Origin of the sequence: Sporosarcina ureae (genome assembly GCF_002082015.1) — a bacterium.
Classification (GTDB): Bacteria; Bacillota; Bacilli; order Bacillales_A; family Planococcaceae; genus Sporosarcina; species Sporosarcina ureae_A.
Window position 1 is genome coordinate 2,801,962 of the sequence record NZ_CP015109.1, and the last position, 20,037, is coordinate 2,821,998.

The 20,037-nt window shown below is 45.5% G+C and carries 18 protein-coding genes; 17 read left to right on the forward strand and 1 reads right to left on the reverse strand.

Translation table 11 applies throughout. The features are described 5' to 3' along the window. Positions 1 to 115 precede the first annotated feature (115 nt). Positions 116 to 241 (reverse strand): protein YhfH, encoded by a 126-nt coding sequence (yhfH, locus tag SporoP17a_RS13560; protein ID WP_083035173.1) that lies wholly within the window; start codon positions 239 to 241, stop codon positions 116 to 118. A gap of 207 nt (positions 242 to 448) precedes the next feature. Here yhfH and SporoP17a_RS13565 point away from each other — a divergent pair, with 207 nt between their 5' ends. From SporoP17a_RS13565 to flgL, 17 genes are all read left to right on the forward strand, one after another. Then, positions 449 to 1,441, forward strand: coding sequence for a lipoate--protein ligase (locus SporoP17a_RS13565; RefSeq protein WP_083035174.1), 993 nt, complete (start codon positions 449 to 451; stop codon positions 1,439 to 1,441). Between the two features lie 108 nt (positions 1,442 to 1,549). Continuing rightward, positions 1,550 to 2,248: a response regulator transcription factor gene (locus SporoP17a_RS13570; RefSeq protein WP_083035175.1), complete on the forward strand. Its 699-nt coding sequence runs from the start codon at positions 1,550 to 1,552 to the stop codon at positions 2,246 to 2,248. Next, positions 2,248 to 3,270, forward strand: coding sequence for a sensor histidine kinase (locus SporoP17a_RS13575; protein WP_083035176.1), 1,023 nt, complete (start codon positions 2,248 to 2,250; stop codon positions 3,268 to 3,270). The genes SporoP17a_RS13570 and SporoP17a_RS13575 overlap by 1 nt, the downstream gene beginning before the upstream one ends. Continuing rightward, positions 3,251 to 4,030, forward strand: a complete 780-nt coding sequence (locus tag SporoP17a_RS13580; RefSeq protein WP_083035177.1) for an ABC transporter ATP-binding protein — start codon at positions 3,251 to 3,253, stop codon at positions 4,028 to 4,030. The genes SporoP17a_RS13575 and SporoP17a_RS13580 overlap by 20 nt, the downstream gene beginning before the upstream one ends. Then, complete coding sequence (locus SporoP17a_RS13585; protein WP_083035178.1) at positions 4,002 to 5,936, forward strand: FtsX-like permease family protein; 1,935 nt, start codon at positions 4,002 to 4,004, stop codon at positions 5,934 to 5,936. The genes SporoP17a_RS13580 and SporoP17a_RS13585 overlap by 29 nt, the downstream gene beginning before the upstream one ends. A gap of 622 nt (positions 5,937 to 6,558) precedes the next feature. Next, positions 6,559 to 8,112: a fatty acid--CoA ligase family protein gene (locus SporoP17a_RS13590; protein ID WP_083035179.1), complete on the forward strand. Its 1,554-nt coding sequence runs from the start codon at positions 6,559 to 6,561 to the stop codon at positions 8,110 to 8,112. A gap of 123 nt (positions 8,113 to 8,235) precedes the next feature. Further along, on the forward strand, positions 8,236 to 10,206 hold the full coding sequence (locus SporoP17a_RS13595) for a S9 family peptidase (RefSeq protein ID WP_083035180.1): 1,971 nt from the start codon (positions 8,236 to 8,238) through the stop codon (positions 10,204 to 10,206). A 103-nt stretch (positions 10,207 to 10,309) separates the two neighbouring features. Further along, a complete protein-coding gene (gene aspA / locus SporoP17a_RS13600) occupies positions 10,310 to 11,755 on the forward strand; it encodes an aspartate ammonia-lyase (RefSeq protein WP_083035181.1) in 1,446 nt (481 codons plus the stop codon). Positions 11,756 to 12,129: 374 nt separating this feature from the next. Next, positions 12,130 to 12,420, forward strand: coding sequence for a late competence development ComFB family protein (locus SporoP17a_RS13605; protein WP_083035182.1), 291 nt, complete (start codon positions 12,130 to 12,132; stop codon positions 12,418 to 12,420). A gap of 909 nt (positions 12,421 to 13,329) precedes the next feature. Further along, complete coding sequence (locus tag SporoP17a_RS13610; RefSeq protein WP_083035183.1) at positions 13,330 to 14,178, forward strand: DegV family protein; 849 nt, start codon at positions 13,330 to 13,332, stop codon at positions 14,176 to 14,178. 14 nt (positions 14,179 to 14,192) lie between these two features. Further along, positions 14,193 to 15,563 (forward strand): ATP-dependent helicase ComFA, encoded by a 1,371-nt coding sequence (locus tag SporoP17a_RS13615; RefSeq protein WP_167693437.1) that lies wholly within the window; start codon positions 14,193 to 14,195, stop codon positions 15,561 to 15,563. Further along, positions 15,560 to 16,174 carry a ComF family protein gene (locus SporoP17a_RS13620; protein WP_083035184.1) on the forward strand — a complete coding sequence of 205 codons (615 nt, stop codon included), beginning with the start codon at positions 15,560 to 15,562 and terminating at the stop codon, positions 16,172 to 16,174. Before SporoP17a_RS13615 ends, SporoP17a_RS13620 begins: the two co-directional genes overlap by 4 nt. 5 nt (positions 16,175 to 16,179) lie before the next feature. Next, positions 16,180 to 16,596, forward strand: a complete 417-nt coding sequence (locus SporoP17a_RS13625) for a TIGR03826 family flagellar region protein (protein WP_083035185.1) — start codon at positions 16,180 to 16,182, stop codon at positions 16,594 to 16,596. A 127-nt stretch (positions 16,597 to 16,723) separates the two neighbouring features. Then, positions 16,724 to 16,990, forward strand: coding sequence for a flagellar biosynthesis anti-sigma factor FlgM (gene flgM / locus SporoP17a_RS13630; RefSeq protein WP_083035186.1), 267 nt, complete (start codon positions 16,724 to 16,726; stop codon positions 16,988 to 16,990). Between the two features lie 17 nt (positions 16,991 to 17,007). Further along, positions 17,008 to 17,514: a flagellar protein FlgN gene (locus tag SporoP17a_RS13635; RefSeq protein ID WP_083035187.1), complete on the forward strand. Its 507-nt coding sequence runs from the start codon at positions 17,008 to 17,010 to the stop codon at positions 17,512 to 17,514. A 12-nt stretch (positions 17,515 to 17,526) separates the two neighbouring features. Next, the gene (flgK, locus tag SporoP17a_RS13640) at positions 17,527 to 19,119 is read left to right on the forward strand and encodes a flagellar hook-associated protein FlgK (protein WP_083035188.1); all 1,593 of its coding nucleotides are present in this window, start codon (positions 17,527 to 17,529) and stop codon (positions 19,117 to 19,119) included. Between the two features lie 16 nt (positions 19,120 to 19,135). Further along, a complete protein-coding gene (flgL, locus tag SporoP17a_RS13645) occupies positions 19,136 to 20,011 on the forward strand; it encodes a flagellar hook-associated protein FlgL (RefSeq protein ID WP_083035189.1) in 876 nt (291 codons plus the stop codon). Positions 20,012 to 20,037: the final 26 nt, after the last annotated feature.

Below are 20,037 nucleotides of genomic sequence, written 5' to 3' on the forward strand. Positions count from 1 at the left end.
TGGGGAATAGGACGGGTAGGCGCGGTGGGTCTAGCACGATGCGCTTGTTGTTCTATCTATGTATTTTCTCAAAAAAAAGCGAATATAGGAATATTCGCCGAATGAAAGTTATGTTTTATTTTACGTTGCAATGATTGCATTGATTAGAGTAACACTCGTGCTGCTCTTCAATTTCCGTTCCACATGTCGCACAAACCTTCGCCGGCAAGTTCTTGAAAAATTCAACGATGCTTTCTACCATATCCATCCATCCCCTTCTGTTTGTTGTATAACTCATTGGTATATACACATTGTATTATAACAGATGCCGGAAGTCAACATTTCATTTAACTATCTGTTAAAATGGACTCAAGCCTTTGGTGACGCGCTTTCAAGCGGTTTTAGGAGTTTGGAATTGAGAGAATTAACAGAAAATAAATGTGACAATTTTGTGAGGAGAGAAGAAAATATGAAATTTATCGATAATCAAGGCATTACAGACCCGCGTATTAATCTCGCTATTGAGGAATATGTACTTAATACAATGGACGTAGACAAAGATTCGTATTTACTGTTCTATATCAATGAGCCTTCTATCATAATCGGGAAAAACCAAAACACAGTGGAAGAAATCAATACAGAGTTTGTGGATCGTCAAGGCATCCACGTAGTACGTAGACTGTCTGGTGGCGGGGCGGTGTATCATGATAAAGGAAACTTGAACTTCAGTTTCATTACGAAAGACGATGGGGAGTCGTTCCGTAATTTTAAGAAATTCACGGAGCCTGTAACAGATGCGCTGGCTAAAATGGGAATCAAAGCGGAATTGCTTGGCCGTAACGATATTTTGATTGATGGACGCAAAATCTCGGGGAATGCACAATTCGCCACAAAAGATCGCATGTTTAGCCACGGGACGTTATTGTTTGATACAGATATGGAAGGCGTCGTGAATTCACTTAAAGTGAGGAAAGACAAAATCGAATCGAAAGGAATCAAGTCGATTCGTAGTCGTGTTGCGAATATTTCCGAGTTTTTGGAAGAGCCAATCTCCATTGAACAGTTTAGACAGGAAATCTTAAATTCAATGTTCGATGGGGAAGAAAATATTGAGTATCGTGTATTGACGGATGACGATTGGACGAAGATCCGTGAATTGTCTGCGGAGCGTTATGGTAACTGGGAGTGGAATTACGGACGTTCGCCGAAGTTCAACTTACAGCAATCTAAACGTTTTCCTGTCGGTGGCATTGATGTTCGTTTGCAAGTTGAAAAAGGCAGTATAGAAAACGTCAATATATACGGTGACTTTTTCGGTGTTGGCGAAGTGCAAGAAATTGAAAATAGATTAGTAGGTGTGAAGTACGAACGAAAGGCAATTACGGACGCACTTGAGTCTCTGGACGTGGAAAAAATTCTAGGTGGTATTAAGCTGGAAGAATTTGTGGATGTAATCTATTAAAGAACAGCGCATGTCTTGCGGGGCATGCGCTGTTTTGTGTACAGGGATTCATTTATGTGCGCTGTGAAATGCGTTATACTGAATATAATGAGAAAGTGAGGGGTTACGGTGAAGCACCGAATATTTATTGTTGAAGATGATTTGAAGATTGCTCAATTATTAGCGGGAACGCTTGAAAAATATCAATACGAAGTCGCGATCATTCAGGACTTTGACCGAGTCGTCGAAGAATGCATTGCATATAATCCGCATTTAGTGCTGTTAGATATCAACTTGCCGATCTATGACGGTTACTATTGGTGCCGTCAACTACGTCAGCATACGATGTGTCCGATTATTTTTATCTCGGCACGTTCAGGTGATATGGATCAAGTGTTTGCGCTAGAAAATGGTGGCGATGATTTCATTACGAAGCCATTCCATTATGAAATTGTGTTGGCGAAAATTAAAAGTCATTTGCGCCGTTCATTCGGAGAATATTCACCGAGTCAGTCGGAGCGTATGATTGTGTCAGGTGATTTGACTTTATATATCGAACGAATGACGCTACAAAAAGGCCAAGAAGAAATTCCTCTTCAGAAGAAAGAATGTGTCATTTTGGAATTGCTGATGGGCGAGTCTCCGAAAGTCGTGTCACGCGAAAGATTACTCGAAGAACTGTGGGATGATCAGTCATTCGTCGACGAAAATACGCTTAACGTCAATATGGCTCGAGTGCGCAAGAAATTAACGGATTACGATGTGCAATCTTGGATTGAAACGGTGCGTGGTGCGGGATATCGCTTCATGCCGGAGACGGAAGCGTAATGAAAGCTTTCACACTATTTGTTAAAGAGCATGTATCCTTCATGTTGTTTCAAATCGGACTCGTATCATTCATTTTACTATTGTTTTGGCTTGATGGGTTCCGCAGTCCGAACACAGCGGTCTATTCGGTCGCGATGAGTATTTTACTTACGGCGGGCTATTTACTTGCGAAATTCATTAGGCGGCGTACATATTACGCAAAAATTGTTGAAAAACCGAAGCAAATGGAAGATGCGTTGATTCGGCACGTTATGACACCTGAACATAAACAGACGATGGAATTCACACGTGAATTATATCGCCTGTATCAACGTGAAGTGCAGACGTTATATGACAGACAAAATCGTCATTTACATTTCGTGAATCAATGGGTGCACCAAATGAAAACGCCGATCTCGGTCATAAATTTATTACTGCAAGAAGAGGAAGTGGATAAGAAGAGTATTGAGCAGGAAGTGGGGCGCATCCAAAACGGATTGGAAATCGTCCTGGTCAATGCACGGCTTGAAACGTTTGAAGAAGATATGCAAATAGAACGGCTATGGCTTCGGCAAGTATTGCAAGAAGTGCTCAATGATAATAAACGCCTCTTCATTGCGAACGGTCTGTTTCCTGTACTGAACGTCGATGAACACTTAACGGTTGCGACTGATCGAAAATGGATCAAGTTCATGCTCAATCAATTTATTACGAATGCAGTGAAATATACATTTGAAAAAGGGAAGAAAATACATGTCAATGCGGTGCAACTTCAAGAAGGACTGTGTCTGGAGATTGTCGATGAAGGAATCGGAATTCCGGCATCCGATTTACATCGTGTGACGAAAGCTTTCTTCACAGGAGAAAACGGCAGATTGTCTGGTGAATCGACCGGCATGGGGTTGTATATTGCGTCTGAAGTCTGTGAGAAACTAGGCCACCAACTGACGATATCCTCGAAGCAAGGAGAAGGCACGACGATCGCATTACTATTTACAGACGGAGAGGCGGGTGAACAACCAAATGACACAACCGGTCGTTAAGATGGAAGATATAACGAAAATCTATGAAGGAAAAGTGGTACATCGTGCATTGAATCAATTGGACTTCGATGTGCAAAAAGGGGAGTTCGTTGCGATCATGGGGCCGTCGGGTAGCGGTAAGACGACGTTGCTCAATTTATTGATGGCCACGGATATTCCGACGTATGGCAAGATTGTCATTGGTGGGGTAGAACCGGAGAAGCTCAGTCAAAATGAAATTGCTTTGTTCCGCAGACGACAAATCGGGTTCGTCTTTCAGGAAATCAATTTACTGCAAATGTTGACGGTGGAAGAAAATCTTGTATTGCCGTTAACGCTTGATGGACTACCTATCGAAGAGATGAAAAAACGTGTGAAAGATATGGCGCAAAAGCTGAATCTAGAAGATATTTTGGAGCGCCGTCCGGATGAATTATCAGGTGGACAAGCACAACGTACCGCGATAGGGCGAGCGCTCATCCATCAGCCGAGCATTGTATTAGCGGATGAGCCGACAGGAAACTTGGATTCGAAGTCTGCGAAAGATGTGCTCGAATTACTCGAACATATTAACCAGCATGAAAAGACGTCGATCATTATGGTGACGCACGACCCGGTCGCGGCAAGTTACTGTGATCGCGTGCTATTCATTAAAGACGGGGAATTTTTCAATGAAATTTATAAAGACGAACGCCGGCAAACCTTTTTCCAGCGGATTTTGAATGTGTTGTCATTACTTGGAGGGAATGTGAATGACTTTTCGACAGTTCGCTTATCGTAACGTCCTTCGTAACCGCCGGGTGTATGCGGCATTTTTCATGGCGAGTGTATTTTCCGTCATGGTATTTTTCCTCTATTCGATGTTGCTGTTCCATCCGTCAATTGAAAACACCTTCTTAAAAGAGATTTCAACGCTCGGTATGGGCATAGCGGAAATCATTCTATTCATTTTCACGCTGTTTTTCTTATTTTATTCAATGCGCGCATTTTTGCAGGCGCGATCGAAAGAGTTCGGTGTGTTACTACTTCTCGGAATGGCCAAACGTCAGTTGCATCGACTCATTTTCATTGAAACGATGTTACTTGGCTTTGCATCGATCATCAGTGGAATTTTCCTCGGCTTCATGTTTTCGAAGTTCTTCTTCATGATCGTCAAAGCGATTGTGCAAATTCCAGTGTTACCGCTTTATTTATCTTGGAAACCATTCGTGCTGACGATGGGGGCATTTCTTAGTTTATTCGCTATTATTTCATATATCGCCCCTGTATTCATTCAGCAAGGGCAAGTATCGGATTTATTACATGGGGATATGGCGGTGCAGTCGGTTTATTCGTACTCGAAAAGCCGTGGGATCTTTGGCGTGGTGCTATTATTGCTCGCGTACGCGATGGCGGCATTCGTCTCACGTTCGAGCATCATCAGTCTGTTCTTCTTGCTACCGCCACTCCTCACCATCGGGACGTATTACTTTTTCACGGACACTTTACCGCTCGTCTTGCATGCACTGCGACGGCAAAAGAAGTTTTTTTGGCGAGACTTTTGGATGATCTCGATCTCGGAAAGCATCGTCCGGTTAAGAGAAAATGCGCGGATGTTCTTCATCGTGACAATCGTTTCGACGATCGCGTTCATGTCGGTCGGTATTCTGGCGTCGTTAACGTCGTTCGCTTCGCAATACCGTGAAGTGAATCCGCTCGGGCTTATTTATAAAAGTTTGCCACATAATGAATTCGAATACGCGCATATCGCGCAATTGACCAATGAACTCGAACAGGAAGGCCTCGATTATTGGGCTGTACGATTTCGTGTGCTGCAACAGCAATCGTCCTATACTAAAAACAAAGTTCATATTGTCAAGCTGTCTGACCTGAATGAATTGGCCGCAACCTTCGGGGAAAAGCCGCTTTCATTGGAAAGTGGACATGCGTTGTTCTTACCGGCAACAGCAGCCGCTGCTAATCAGTTGTCGACAGAATCAGTCAATACAGAACTGGCTAATAGTGGCGTGTCACTTGATATCGAAGGCGTCTATCCGTATAAACTGTTTCCGCCGAACGCGATCGGTCTTAATACGATTGTCGTCAATCACTTGGACTTCGATCGGATTGAAGAACATGCAGGTGCCGATGCACTGGCGTTTAATTATTATGCGTTTAACGTGCGAGACTGGCAAGAAACGCAAGAAATTGGATTGTCTATCAATGCCCAAGTGCTGGCGGGGCTCATGCTCGAACACCGCGATCCGGTGCGCTACGAGTTTGAGAACCCCGGGTTGAATTACTCGCATATCCGCATGACGTTTTCGTTGCTGTTGTTTATCGGGTTATTGCTGGCGGCCGTATTTTTCCTTGCGTCGGGAAGTTTTATTTACTTCCGGTTGTATACGTCGCTCAGCTACGATCGACGGCAGTACGCGGTGTTGCAACGGATTGGGATGACGGACCGGGAGTTCACGAAGATCGTCAACCGGCAGTTGATCCCGCAGTTTTTCTTCCCGTGGGGTGTGTCGTTCATCCACAGTGTGTTTGCTTTTATGTCGCTGCAAGTGATTTGGGATGCGCTGGCCGAGATCTCGATCGTCAAAGAACTAGCGCTCGTGCTGGCGGGCTTTGCGCTAATGCAAATTTTCTATTTCTACCTAATCCGCTGGCGCTATATTTCACATATTAAGGCACCTACTTCTTAGAGAAGAGGTGTCTTTTTGAATGACAGTAGTTTAGTTCTAAAATACAAGAGGAAGGGCATAGGGGTAGGGATTTGCGCTCTAGGCGGACGCGTTCTGGAGGGCCCGCGGTGAGCCCCCTAGTCGCTGCGCTCCTTTAGTGGTCTCACCTGATCGGGCTGATCCTCCCAGAGTCGCCGCCTGCCGCTCCAATCCCTTACAATCAGAGTAGGTGATACTTTTCAAAGTTCACTGTAGTTAGGGTTGTCATTGCTTTTGTAGTTGGACTATGATTTGAACTTGACTGAAATATGCTCAAAGCCTAAAGTTACACACTATTGTTAGTAAGAGGTCTATACCTAAACACTTTGAAAGTAGGATTGAAGCGGAAGCTGGGGCGACTCCGAGAGGATCAGCGTGCGCCTTGAGACCCCGCAGGGAGCGAAGCGGACGAGGAGGCTCAAGCCACGCCCTCCGGAACGCGTCCCCAGCTGGAGCTTCAATCCCATCCACTCAGCCCGTCCATCCTATGCTATTAAACTAAAATAATTAAATTCCCAGTAAAGTCTTGCCAATTATTTGTTTTATCAGTATAATGAACAAAATACTGAATGGTTATTCATTCACTTGTTAGGGAGATGAAAGCATGAATTTAGTTTCAAGTGTTCAGCAAACCGCACAGACCAAGCCAAGTAAAATCGCCTACCACTTCATGGGAAAAGACACGACGTACGCAGAGTTCGACATGTCCGTATCGATGTTCGCCAACGCACTACAAAACCTAGGGGTCCACAAAGGGGACAAAGTAGCATTCCTACTCGGCAACACGCCGCATTATCTGATCTCACTCTATGCCACTATGCGAATCGGAGCGACAGCTGTGCCGATCAACCCGCTTTATACACCTGACGAAATTTCGTACATCCTAGAAAACAGTGACGCCAAAGCCGTAATTGCGATCGATCAATTATTGCCATTAGTAGAAGTCGCAAGCCAGTCATTCCCGACGATTGAAAACTATGTCGTCTGTGAAATGAGTCCAGACGCAGCCCAGAAATTAGCTGAGCTGGACGATACAGTAAAGGCAAAAGTGCATCCATTTAGCATGCTTATTAAGAAATCAAAACCGATGACAGAAGCGGTAGAAGTTGACGAAAATGAAAGCGCTATCATATTGTATACATCTGGAACGACAGGACACCCAAAAGGTGCGATGTTAACGCATAAGAATATTTATTCCAATGCGCGTGACGTAGGAGACTATTTAGGCTTCTCTGAGAATGATAAAATCGTAGCGACATTGCCTTTATTCCATGTATTCGCATTAACTGTCGTCGCGAATGCGCCACTCGTTAAAGGTGCGACGATTTTACTTGAACCACGCTTTAGCCCGGGCGAGATCTTTAACATGATTCGCGAGCAAAAGGCGACCGTCTTTGCGGGCGTTCCTACTATGTACAACTTCCTTTATCAATATCCGGAAGGGAAAACAGAAGACTTTGATTCAATTAGATTAGCGATTTCCGGTGGATCGTCATTGCCTGTTTCGTTGCTTCATAATTTCGAAGAGAAATTCGATGTGCGTGTTTCGGAAGGCTATGGTTTATCCGAAGCTTCACCGGTTACTTGTTTCAACCCGTTGGATCGTGAACGTGTTCCCGGCTCGATCGGAACGAATATTATGAATGTCGAGAATAAAGTGGTCGATGAAAATGGAGACGAAGTTCCTGACAATCAAGTCGGTGAACTCATTGTACGCGGACCGAACGTCATGAAAGGGTATTATAAAATGCCGGAAGAAACTGCAGCTGCACTTCGTGACGGTTGGCTCTATACAGGCGACTTGGCGCGACGAGATGAAAACGGTTACTTTTATATCGTAGACCGTAAGAAAGATATGATCATCGTCGGCGGATTCAACGTCTATCCGCGAGAAGTAGAGGAAGTGTTGTTTAGTCACCGCGATATTGTGGAAGCTGCAGTCGTTGGTGTACCGGATACAAACTTCGGTGAAGAAGTACAAGCTTACGTGGTGTTGAAGGAAGGTTCGGACGCTACAGAACAGTCGTTGCTTGAATTCTGTGCGAAGCGCCTCGTGAAGTACAAAGTGCCGAAAACGATTGAGTTCCTAGATGAGTTGCCGAAAAATACGACAGGTAAAATTTTAAGACGTTCATTGAAAGATCAAGTGAAAAGTTAAGAAGGATGGAAACGAGTGATGGGGAATGAAATCCCGTCACTCGTTTTTTTACGCAATAATTGCCAAAGTAAGTACGGTCTTGTTATGGTTTAGAGAGAATAGTAAGAAAACAGGAGGGATTAGATGGATAAACGATGTGTAACGATTGACGATCTATTTGAAACGAAATCAGTGACGAATCCGGTCTTGGCACCTAACGACCAAGAGGCAGTGTTTACCGTGACGGAATTAAATAGAGTGGACAACGCGTATCACTCAGCGATCCACCATATCGATTTACAGACGGGTGACGTAACGCGTTGGACATACGGGAAGCAACGAGTCGGTGCAACAAAGTGGTCTCCAGACGGCAAGCAAGTAGCTTTTTTATCGAATCGAAGCGGAACAGATCAACTGTATATGATGCAAACAGCAGGCGGGGAAGCCTATGCATTAACGGACTGTAAAAAAGGGATCGATTCATTCGAATGGTCGCCGTGCGGCAAGAAAATCTGGTTTACGGGTAAGCTTACAACAGGCGAAACATTTCCTATTACGGTAGAGAAGCAAAAAGGATTTCCCAAACCGATCCGCGTGACGAAAATGAAATACAAAGAAGATTTCATCGGCGTCTTACCGCCAGACGAATACACACAAATCGGCTATGTCGATGTAGCTACGTGCAATGTTTGTAATTTCACGAAGGAACCATTTGATCATTCATTAGAAGCGGTTTCGCATGACGGTAAACACTTGGTCATCGGGGTCAATCGCAACAAACAGACCGATCATGACTTCAGTGTTCCGTTAGTACTCGTGGAGATTGAAACGAAAAAAGAGACTGTCATTCTCGACGAACCAGGCTATTTCGGCCAAGTCGCTTTCTCTGCAGACGATCGCTATATTGCGTATACCGGGTACGATCTGACGTTCCAAAACGTCACACAGGCGGATGTGTTCGTCTATGACCAAACGAACGGACAGACGATGAATCTAACAGCGGGAATCGACGCACCGGTCGGAGACGAAAGTATTTCCGATCACTTGCAGCAAACGATTGCGCCAGGTGTCGTGTGGACGGATGACGAGCAACTGTATTTCCAATTATCGAGTATGGGGGAAGTGCGTTTATACGCGGCTACACTCGACGGCGCGATCTATCCTGCGACTGGCGAAGAAGAACATGTCTACGGGTATGATGTGGCAGGTGACGCTGAATTCGCGTTGCTTACTGTCAGCACGATGACCAATCCTGGAGAATTGTATCGCCAAACGATTGCGACCGGTGAACGGTTAAAATTGACTTCATTCAATGAAGGTTGGTTGAAAAAAGTTGAGTTAGTTGAACCGGAAACGATTCATTACTCGAATGGGAATACGGATATTCAAGGATGGCTAATGAAGCCAGCGAAATGTACAGCAGGTCAAACGTATCCACTCATTGTAGAAATTCACGGTGGACCGCATGCGATGTACGGCTATACGTATTTCCATGAGATGCAAGTGCTAGCAGCGCAAGGTTACGGCGTTCTTTATCTCAATCCACGGGGTAGTCACGGCTACAGTCAAGCCTTTGTTGACGCAGTGCGTGGCGATTATGGTGGCGGTGGATATGAAGACATTATGGCAGGGCTAGATGAAGTATTGAAAACCGAAGACTGGATTGATGAAACGCGCCTTGGCGTAACAGGCGGTAGCTACGGTGGCTTCATGACGAACTGGATTGTCGGGCATACGAATCGTTTCAAAGCAGCGGTCACGCAACGTTCTATCAGCAACTGGGTCAGCTTCTTCGGCGTATCCAATATCGGCTACTACTTCACCGACTGGCATTTAAAAGCGGGGATGACAGATGTCAATACGCTGTGGAAGCAGTCACCGCTCAAATATGCGGAGAATATCGACACTCCTTTATTAATTCTTCATGCGGAACGAGATTTCGTTTGTCCGATCGAACAAGCGGAACAACTCTTTATAACTTTAAAAGATTTAGGCAAAGAGACAGAATTTGTGCGCTTCCCCGAATCTGATCATAATATGTCAAGAACAGGGAAACCGAACCTACGAATTGCGAGATTAGAAGAGATTACCGGGTGGTTTACACGTTACCTATAAGGTAAGATAAAATTGTATGCTCAAACAGCTATACATGCGAAATATTGTGTGTATAATGAGATACGAATTACACTTATAAAAAACACTTGAGAAGAGGTTCTGCATGATGGAAGAACAATTACTGTACAGAATAGAGTCGGATTTTATCGGAGAGAAGAAGGTGCCACAAGATGCGTATTATGGTATTCAAACATTACGCGCAGCAGAAAACTTCCCCATCACGGGCTACCGCGTTAACCGCGACTTAATTCGTGCGATTGCAATCGTCAAAAAATCTGCAGCACAAGCTAACCGCGACATTGGTCAATTGGACGCTACTCTTGCAGAAGCGATCATTACAGCATCTGAAGAAGTCATCAATGGCGCATTTCGCGACCAGTTCCTCGTCGACCCGATCCAAGGGGGAGCAGGAACGTCAGTCAATATGAACGCAAACGAAGTCATCGCCAACCGTGCACTTGAAATTCTCGGTTACAAAAAAGGCGAATACGATATTATTAGCCCGAACTCGCACGTCAACATGGCGCAGTCGACAAACGACGCGTTCCCGACTGCGATCCATATCGCCACACTAATGAAGGTAGACAAGCTACTCGGTGTCATGGAATCCCTTCATAAAACCTACTTGAAAAAGTCGATCGAGTTCCAATCGGTCTTGAAAATGGGCCGTACACACTTACAAGACGCGGTTCCGATCCGTCTTGGACAAGAATTCGAAGCGTACGCAATGGTACTACGCCGCGACATCGAGCGCATCCGTGTATCACGTGTCTACTTATATGAAATCAATATGGGCGCAACAGCTGTCGGTACCGGCTTAAACGCAGACCCACTATACATCCAGAAAGTAGCGAGCTACCTGTCAGAAAACAGTGGTTTCGAATTAAAGTCTTCCACGCACTTAGTAGACGCTACACAAAATACGGACTCGTACGTTCAAGTATCAGCAGCATTACGCGGCACGATGCTGAACCAATCTAAAATCTGTAATGACTTACGCTTGATGGCATCCGGCCCACGTACAGGTCTATCCGAAATTTCATTACCAGCAAGACAGCCAGGATCGTCTATCATGCCAGGAAAAGTCAACCCGGTAATGGCGGAAGTAATGAACCAAGTGTCGTTCCAAGTCGTCGGAAACGATATGACGATTGCATTGGCATCCGAAGCAGGACAGTTCGAACTAAACGTTATGGAGCCAGTGTTGGTGTTCAATCTTCTCCAGTCATTGAAAATCATGACAAACGTTTTCGGCGCATTCCGCGATTATTGCCTAGACGGAATCAAAGCAAACGTCGAGCACTTGGAAGAGTACGTCGAGAAAAGTATCGGTGTCATCACAGCAATCAATCCGCACGTTGGCTATGAAGTGGCGTCGGAAATTGCAAAAGAAGCATTGTTGTCGAACAAGTCGATCCGTGAGATTTGTATTGAGCGAAACATCTTGTCGAAGGAAGAGTTGGACGCAATTTTGCATCCGTTCGAGATGACGAAGCCTGGTATTTCGGGTAAAGAGTTGTTGAAGAATAAGATTATTCTTTCGAAGTAAGGTTTTGCAGTGCGGAGACTTGACGGGGCTAGTGGTTCGGGGAATGGGGCTCCAGACGGGACGCTTTCCGGAGGGCGTGGCCTGAGCTCCTCGTCCGATAAGGTAAAGATGTGCTCCTAACGCTTCGCTTTTACTCGCAAAAGCCGTTCTTCGTTACGGCTTTCGCTGATCCCCAGGAGTCGCCCGTCTTCCGCCCCATTCCCTAGGTACAGAGTGGGTGCTACTACAAGCGTACGCTGGCATACTGGGTGAGAGTTGTATTGAACTTGCCTATTGGATAACTTGGCGACATAGAGCAATATATTGAATCATTACTATCCAATTATTCATATCTCTAATCTCTATCTACTCTGAGTTAGAAGGAGTATCTGACTATGAAAGTGCATAATATTATGGAGGTCGTGGTACGCGACGTGATTTCCAAATATCAAAACGAGTTGAATTTGCCGTGTACGTGCGAGCATTGTCTTAACGATGTACTAGCGATGACGTTGAATCATGTGACGCCTCAATATGTCGTTGATGAAGCAAACAGTGCGTATATCCGTGCTGTCCATGAAGCGGATCGTCAAGGGGCTACTGCTATATTGACGAAAGTTGCATGGGCTGCGAGCGTTGTTGGGCAAAATCCGCGATGTGACAATATGAAAAATCCTTCCGAGTGATTCGGAAGGATTTTTTTCTTTGGGATATGTTTGTTGTTGGTGGGAGTTGTTGCTTGTAGGGGAGGTGAGTGTGGTTGGGCCGCGCTCATTGTTGGTTGAGATCCGCTCTATGTAGCTCGGTAACCGCTCTATAATATGTGTTATCCGCTCATAGTTTGCTGTGAACGCTCTATTCGACCATTTAAACGCTCAATAATGACGTTTATCCGCTCAATCCAGCCGATCGAAAGTCTAATTCCCCGCATCTCATCCCCTTTAAAAGTAGCTAGGGCTGCGCTCATAGTTGGTTGAGATCCGCTCTATGTAGCTCGTTTACCGCTCTATAATGTGTGCTATCCGCTCATAGTTTGCTGTGAACGCTCTATTCGACCATTTAAACGCTCAATAAAGACGTTTATCCGCTCAATCCAGCCGATCGAAAGTCTAATTCACCACATTTCATCCCCTTTAAAAGTGGCTAGGGCCGCGCTCATAGTTGGCCGAAATCCGCTCTATATATCTCGTTTACCGCTCTATAATATGTGCTATCCGCTCATAGTTTACGGGGAAGCGCTCTATTCGACCATTTAAACGCTCAATAAAGATGTTTAACCGCTCAATCCAGCCGATCGAAAGCCTAATTCACCACATTTCATCCGCTATTAAAAGTGGCTAGGGCCGCGCTCATAGTTGGCCGAGATCCGCTCTATCCAACTCAATTACCGCTCTATAAAATGTGTTACCCGCTCATACTTTCCCATCAGCGCTCTATCCAACCACCTAACCGCTCAATAAAAACGCCTATCCGCTCAATCCACCAGCCCATAGAGCAAATCTCCCCACGTACCGCAATTCATCATCACAATTTCCTCCTTCACAGATGCCAATTCCACCGATTTCAGGTAGAATAAGGGACAGGAGTTGATCATATTGAAAACAGCGATTGTGACAGACACGACGGCGTATTTGCCGGATGATATAAAAGCAGAACTTGGGATTCATACGATCCCGTTACTCGTCACGATAGACGGCAAAGAATTTAAAGAAGACGCCGACATCACAACCGAAGCATTTTATGACATAGTACGTGGCAAAGGCCCGCTACCGAAAACATCTCAGCCCGCGATCGGTGATTTCGAAGCGCTCTATAGCGAACTTGCGAAAGACTACGACGCGGTCATTACGATCCACTTATCGAGCGGCATTAGCGGAACGTATATGGGTGCGATTCAAGCTGCTGAGCTCGTGCCCGATTTGGAAGTGCTCCCGTTTGATTCAGAGATTTCGGCCTATCCCCAAGGCTTTTACGCGATCCGTGCCGCGCAGCTTGCGAATGAAGGTGTGCATCCGCGTGAGATTATTGAAGAATTGAAAAAAATGCAGAAAGATATTCGAGCGTATTTCATGGTGGACGACTTATCGCATTTGCAACGTGGCGGTCGTTTGTCAGGTGCGCAGGCGCTAGTTGGCGGACTGTTGCAAGTGAAGCCGATCTTGCATTTCGAAGACAAAGTCATTGTCCCGTTTGAAAAAATTCGTACGACACGAAAAGCGATGAAGCGGATTTCGGATTTATTGTCGGAAGACGCAAAGAATCATTTGCTCGATGCGGCAGTGATCCATGCGAATCGCTATGACGAGGCAGTAGAATGGAAGAAACAGTTAGAAGAAAAACATCCGAACGTCGATTTCACGATCAGCCACTTTGGCCCGGTCATCGGCACGCATCTGGGTGAAGGGGCGATGGGGCTCGGTTGGGTGAAACGACGCGGAACCTGAACAGGGGGAACTGCATGTCCGAACGACACCAACTTAAGCAATTTTTGGCAGGACGCATTTGGTTGCGTCATCTTTTGCCATTCCCGGAAGAAACCGTTGACGAAGCCATCCGTCAAGGCGAGATCCATATAGAACAAGGTGTCACGACAAAAAAGACGTGGCATGGCACGCACTATGCTTGTCAGCGTTGCCATAATGAAAATCCAACACGCTTCACTGTATTTGCGTGTGCGCAATGCGAAGCACCGTGCGCGTATTGCAGAAACTGTCTCAACATGGGGCGCGTGTCCTGCTGTTCAGAATTGCTTACGTGGACAGGCACGCCACCCACTTTCCCAACGAACCACCGCATGAACTGGCAAGGGAATTTGACGCCTTCTCAGCAAAAAGCGACGCGTGAGTTGCTCGACAGTACGAAACAAGGAATATCTCATTTACTCTACGCGGTGTGCGGATCCGGCAAGACGGAAATGCTATTTCAGCCGATTCATTATGTATTAAATGAAGGCAAGCGAGTCTGTCTCGCAGCGCCTCGAGTCGATGTCATTTTGGAACTGTTACCGCGGTTAACGATGGCTTTTCCTGATACTACAATAGAAGCGTTATATGGCGGGGCAGAAGTAGAACATTTCGACGCACAATTAATCCTCGCGACGACCCATCAGCTCTATCGCTTTCACGAGGCGTTCGACGTGATTTTCGTAGATGAAGCCGATGCGTTTCCGTATACAGCGGATGAAACGTTACAGCGAGCCGTTAGAAAAGCCGCAAAACCTAACGCACCGATCCATTTCGTCACGGCGACGCCTTCGAGTCAGTTACTTGCGATGAATAAAAGGCAAGGCAATATATCCGTTCTCGCGAGACGTTATCACGGTCAGCCACTACCTGTACCGCGTAATGAAGCGTTGTGGAATTACGAGAAACAGCTGAAAAAGAAACGGATTCCAGCGAAATTACTACGTTGGACTACCCAACGTCTCGACAAACAGCAACCGTTTCTCATCTTCTTCCATCAAATTGAACTGATGGAACTGGCGGAACCGTTATTTCAGAAATTGGATGAGCGAATTTGTGCCGTCCATGCGGAACATGAGGACCGCAAAGAACGCGTGCAGTTGCTGAGGCAGAAAGAAATTCCTGGTTTGCTGACGACGACGATTCTCGAGCGCGGGATTACGATACCGAATGTGCAAGTGGCGGTGGTGGGAGCGGAGCAAACGATTTTCAATAAAGGTGCGCTGATTCAAATCGGTGGACGAGTGGGGCGTTCTGTACCGAACACGTCAGGCGACTTCGTGTTATTTCATCAAGGGATCACACAGGCGATGGACGAAGCGAAACGGGAAATCCAGAAGCTGAATCGCACGGAGGTGCCGCAATGACGTGTTTGCTATGTGATCAATTTTTACACGATCAGCCGACTTGGCAACACTTTCTAGGTATTCAAAAAGACGCTTTTGCTTGTCCGATTTGTTTTGAGAAGTTCGAGCGCATCGATCAAATTATAGAAGACGATGTACTCGATTCTGTTCATTCGCTGTATGCATATAATGAAGCAGCGAGAGAGTTCTTGCATCAATTTAAGTTCATGCAAGACGTCGCGCTCGCGCAAATTTTCGCGTCTTCATTGCGAAGCGTATTGAATGATTCCAAAAAGATTGTCGTGCCGATTCCGATGCATCCGATCAATAAACGGAAACGAACTTTTTCGCAAGTGGATGCGTTGCTAGAAGCAGCGAAGATTCCGTATCAATCGCTACTTGAAAAGACGACGGAATCGGTCATGGGGGAAAAATCTCGTAGCGAACGTCTCGCGATGACTGAACTATTTCAAGTAACGGCCGATATACCATGTAATGAAGCGGTGTATGTACTCGTTGACGATATTTATACAACTGGCACGACATTGCGTCACGCAGCAGAGGCGTTGAAACAGCGCGGTGTACAACGTGTGGAAGCTGTGACGTTGTTTAGACCTATGAGAGAGAAGTGAGAGAGATGGCGGAAGTACGAAATTGTCCGACATGTGGCGGTATGTTTAATTACACGGGCCTTCGGGATGTGTGTGGAACGTGTGCGCAAGCGGAAGAGCAAATGTATGAAACGGTGTATCGGTTTTTACGCAAGCGGGAAAACCGTGCGGCGAATATCGACCGAATCGTGGAAGTAACAGGCGTGACGTCAGAATTATTGTATCGCTGGGTGCGTAAAGGAAGACTGCAACCGGCATTGTTCCCGAACCTTGGCTATCCATGTGATAAATGTGGCGCATTAACATCGACAGGTAAGATCTGTGCCAAATGTACGGAGGAGATTCAATCCGACTTACGGACATTTGACGCAGCGGAAGAGCTTCGCGAAGCTATAAAGGCGCAAGATCGAGGCACATATTATGCTCAAAAAGACGGTAGATGAGGAAATACGAAGCGAGCAGTTCGTACTGCTCGTTTTTTCGTACAAAAGCCTCTAAAAACTTCTTGAAATCTGCCGAAGTAAAGAGTAGGACCCAAATCTACCATAAGAATTGAAAGGAGCGAGACGTATGAAAATAGATGGATTTAAACCACAAGCCGTCAACCCGTACCGCAATCAACAAATGAAAGTAGATCAAACGAAGCAAGCAGCACAAGTGAAAACGGATAAGCTCGAAATTTCTTCAGAAGCGAAAAAATTATCCGCGACTTCACCGATTGAATCCGCAAGACAACAGCGTGTACAGGAATTGAAAGCGCAAGTGCAATCTGGAGAATATCAAGTAGATGCGAGCAAACTCGCTTCCAGCATGCTGTCGTATTTCAATAAGCCATAAGGAAAGTAGGGTTAGACATGTCCATTGAACCGATTTTGACAACGCTCAATCACCTAGAAAAACTGCATACGAGCTTGCTCCGTCTGTCGAACGACAAGACCGCACTGCTAAAAAGCGGGGACGTCGGTGGGATTGACCAGCTGTTGAAGGAGGAGCAAGCTCACCTAGCAGCTATTGTACAAATGGACCAGAAGCGCCTGCAGGAAGTGAAGCAGTATATGGCCGCACAAGGACGTGTAGTGCCTGCTGAACCGACCATGACGCAATTAATCGAAGTAGCGAACGAACCGGACAAAGAACAGTTAGCAGAGGCGAAGGACCGTCTCCTGCATGCGATTCATGAGTTGAAACAGCAGAACGAACTCAATCAGCAACTGACCTATCAATCTCTTCAATTTGTGAATCTATCGCTGGACATGGTCCGTCCGCGTCCGGAAACCGTCAACTATTCGAAAAACGAAGTACAAGGGCAGTCACAAAGCAGAGCCAAAACGAAGCTCTCCTCATTCGACTCCCAAGCATAAGGAGGACACAACATGCGCTCGACATTCATGGGACTAGAAACTAGCAAACGCGGATTGTATACACAGCAATCCGCTCTTTATACGACAGGGCATAACGTAGGCAACGCAAATACACCCGGCTACTCACGCCAACGCGTGAACATGCAAGCGACTTCTGGATTTCCTGGAGTAGGACTGAACGCAGGCACGACTCCCGGCTTTCTTGGGACAGGGGTAGAAGCGGGAAGTATTCAGCGGATTCGGGATACATTTGTCGATCATCAGTTTCGTAATGAATCGACGAAGCTTGGGTATTGGGAGTCACAGACAAAAGCGATTGCTCAAATGGAAGATGCGATTGGAGAGCCTTCTGAATACGGTTTACAGCAAACACTGACAGATTTTTGGCAATCATTACAAACCCTTTCGACGAGTCCGGAAAATGGTGGAGCGCGTGCAGTCGTCGTAGAACGCGGTGTGGCGGTAGCAGATTCGTTTAAATATATCTCCAAATCTATTTCTGAAATAAAGACTAATCTAGGAGACGAAATTAATGTCTCCACAATCAATATCAACTCAATTTTCAGCGGGATTACTGAACTGAATAAACAAATTGCAGAAGTCGAACCGAATGGTTATTTGCCAAACGATCTGTACGATGCGCGTGACGGTTTGCTAGATCAACTATCCGGCTACTTGCCGATCGAAGTCAGCTACGATAAGACTGGCGGACGTGCACTGGCAATAGCAGAAGGTACGGTTACGATTAAAATCAAGACGAACGGTGAATCGATTACTGTTTTGCAGAAAGATCAATTCTCAGAAATATCGATAGATGGAAAAGACCTGAAAACTGGTGAACTTCCAGGTGCTATCACAGGCTTTACATTAAGCGGTGCACCTGCTGGAGATGCAAAACTTTCTGCCGCGGATATGAAGAAAAGCGGAGAGTTAAAATCACTTGTGGAATCATATGGCTACAGTGATACGGTTGGCGGACCTGTAAAAGGAATGTATCCAGACATGCTTGCGAAACTGGACAAGATGGCTAATGCATTTGCGACGGAATTCAATAAGATTCATCAAGGTGATCCTGCCAACAAGGTTTATGCGACGGATTTAGACGGGAAACCAGGGGAAGCATTTTTTAAAGCAATTGATGGGACACAACCCATTTCCGCCAGTAATATGAAAATTAATGAAGATATTATCAGCAATCCGAATAAAGTGGCGGCATCTACATCGAAACCATACGACGATACTGATCCGACAACTAATCCCGAAGTAGGAAATGGACAAAACGCCAAAAACCTAAGTAATGCACTGTTCAACAAACTCAGTGGACCTGATGGACTAGGGGGTTCAAGCGTCCAAGGATTCTTCGCTCAAATTATTGGGGAACTGGGTGTCTCCGGACAACAAGCAATCAAAATGACCGAAAGCTCAGGAACCCTTCTGCTTGCGGTTTCCAATCGTCGGGATTCGATCAGCTCCGTCTCACTAGACGAAGAAATGACCGACATGATCCGTTTCCAACAAGCGTATAACGCATCTGCCCGCATGATCACCGTTATGGATGAAGCGTTAGACAAAATCATTAACGGAATGGGTACAGTCGGCAGATAATATAGGAGGAATCTTCATGCGTGTAACACAATCGATGCTCTCTCAAAATATGCTGCGGAACTTATCAAGTAGCTATAATAATATGGGGAAATTACAAGAACAACTAAATACAGGAAAAAAAGTCACTCGTCCATCTGATGATCCTGTCGTTGTGATGAAAAGCCTTGGCTACGGTATGCAAGTTAACAGGGTAGAGCAATATCAAAAGAACTTAGGCGAAGTCAATAACTGGCTAGATAGCTCGGATGACGCGTTGGACGGAGTAGGACAAGTCCTTCACCGTGCGAGAGAATTAGCCGCTAATGCTGCGAATACAGGTGCGATGACAGATAATGATAGAAATATGATCAAAGTCGAATTAGAACAACTGCAAAATCAGCTACATGACTTCGCGAATACGAAAGTCGGCGACAAACATATATTCAGCGGGAAAATGACAGATAAACCGTTATTTAATAAAACAACGGGCAATTATGAATCAGGCACATCATTTAAAGAAAATGTATCCATTGAAGTATTTGATGGGGTAGACTTACGTGTAAGTACGAATGTGTCGGATATGTTTAACAACATCAATCAATTGTTCACGGATATAAAAAATGATTCGGACGATCAGTATGATTTTGGTGCTGCACTCGAAGAAATTGATGGGCTACTGAACGATGTTTTAATTAAACGCGCGGATATTGGTGCGCGTTCCAATCGCGCAGAACTTATGGATAACCGTCTTCAAATGCAGGAAGGTGCCGCGAAAAAGCAGCGTTCCGAAAATGAAGATATCGATTATGAAAAAACGATCACGGATTTGATTACTTCAGAGTCCATCCACCGGGCCACATTATCGGTAGGAGCGCGTATTATCCAGCCTTCTTTAACAGATTTCTTGCGGTAAAAAGTAGTGCGGACACGTTGATGGTG

Bases quoted from the DNA above. Each gene is read 5' to 3' on its own strand.
- SporoP17a_RS13595 (WP_083035180.1), top strand. From the start codon at position 8,236: ATGGATAAACGATGTGTAACGATTGACGATCTATTTGAAACGAAATCA.
- flgK (WP_083035188.1), top strand. From the start codon at position 17,527: ATGCGCTCGACATTCATGGGACTAGAAACTAGCAAACGCGGATTGTAT.
- flgL (WP_083035189.1), top strand. From the start codon at position 19,136: ATGCGTGTAACACAATCGATGCTCTCTCAAAATATGCTGCGGAACTTA.
- flgM (WP_083035186.1), top strand. From the start codon at position 16,724: ATGAAAATAGATGGATTTAAACCACAAGCCGTCAACCCGTACCGCAAT.
- SporoP17a_RS13585 (WP_083035178.1), top strand. From the start codon at position 4,002: ATGACTTTTCGACAGTTCGCTTATCGTAACGTCCTTCGTAACCGCCGG.
- SporoP17a_RS13575 (WP_083035176.1), top strand. From the start codon at position 2,248: ATGAAAGCTTTCACACTATTTGTTAAAGAGCATGTATCCTTCATGTTG.
- SporoP17a_RS13590 (WP_083035179.1), top strand. From the start codon at position 6,559: ATGAATTTAGTTTCAAGTGTTCAGCAAACCGCACAGACCAAGCCAAGT.
- aspA (WP_083035181.1), top strand. From the start codon at position 10,310: ATGATGGAAGAACAATTACTGTACAGAATAGAGTCGGATTTTATCGGA.
- SporoP17a_RS13605 (WP_083035182.1), top strand. From the start codon at position 12,130: ATGAAAGTGCATAATATTATGGAGGTCGTGGTACGCGACGTGATTTCC.
- SporoP17a_RS13580 (WP_083035177.1), top strand. From the start codon at position 3,251: ATGACACAACCGGTCGTTAAGATGGAAGATATAACGAAAATCTATGAA.
- SporoP17a_RS13615 (WP_167693437.1), top strand. From the start codon at position 14,193: ATGTCCGAACGACACCAACTTAAGCAATTTTTGGCAGGACGCATTTGG.
- SporoP17a_RS13635 (WP_083035187.1), top strand. From the start codon at position 17,008: ATGTCCATTGAACCGATTTTGACAACGCTCAATCACCTAGAAAAACTG.
- SporoP17a_RS13565 (WP_083035174.1), top strand. From the start codon at position 449: ATGAAATTTATCGATAATCAAGGCATTACAGACCCGCGTATTAATCTC.
- yhfH (WP_083035173.1), bottom strand. From the start codon at position 241: ATGGTAGAAAGCATCGTTGAATTTTTCAAGAACTTGCCGGCGAAGGTT.
- SporoP17a_RS13620 (WP_083035184.1), top strand. From the start codon at position 15,560: ATGACGTGTTTGCTATGTGATCAATTTTTACACGATCAGCCGACTTGG.
- SporoP17a_RS13625 (WP_083035185.1), top strand. From the start codon at position 16,180: ATGGCGGAAGTACGAAATTGTCCGACATGTGGCGGTATGTTTAATTAC.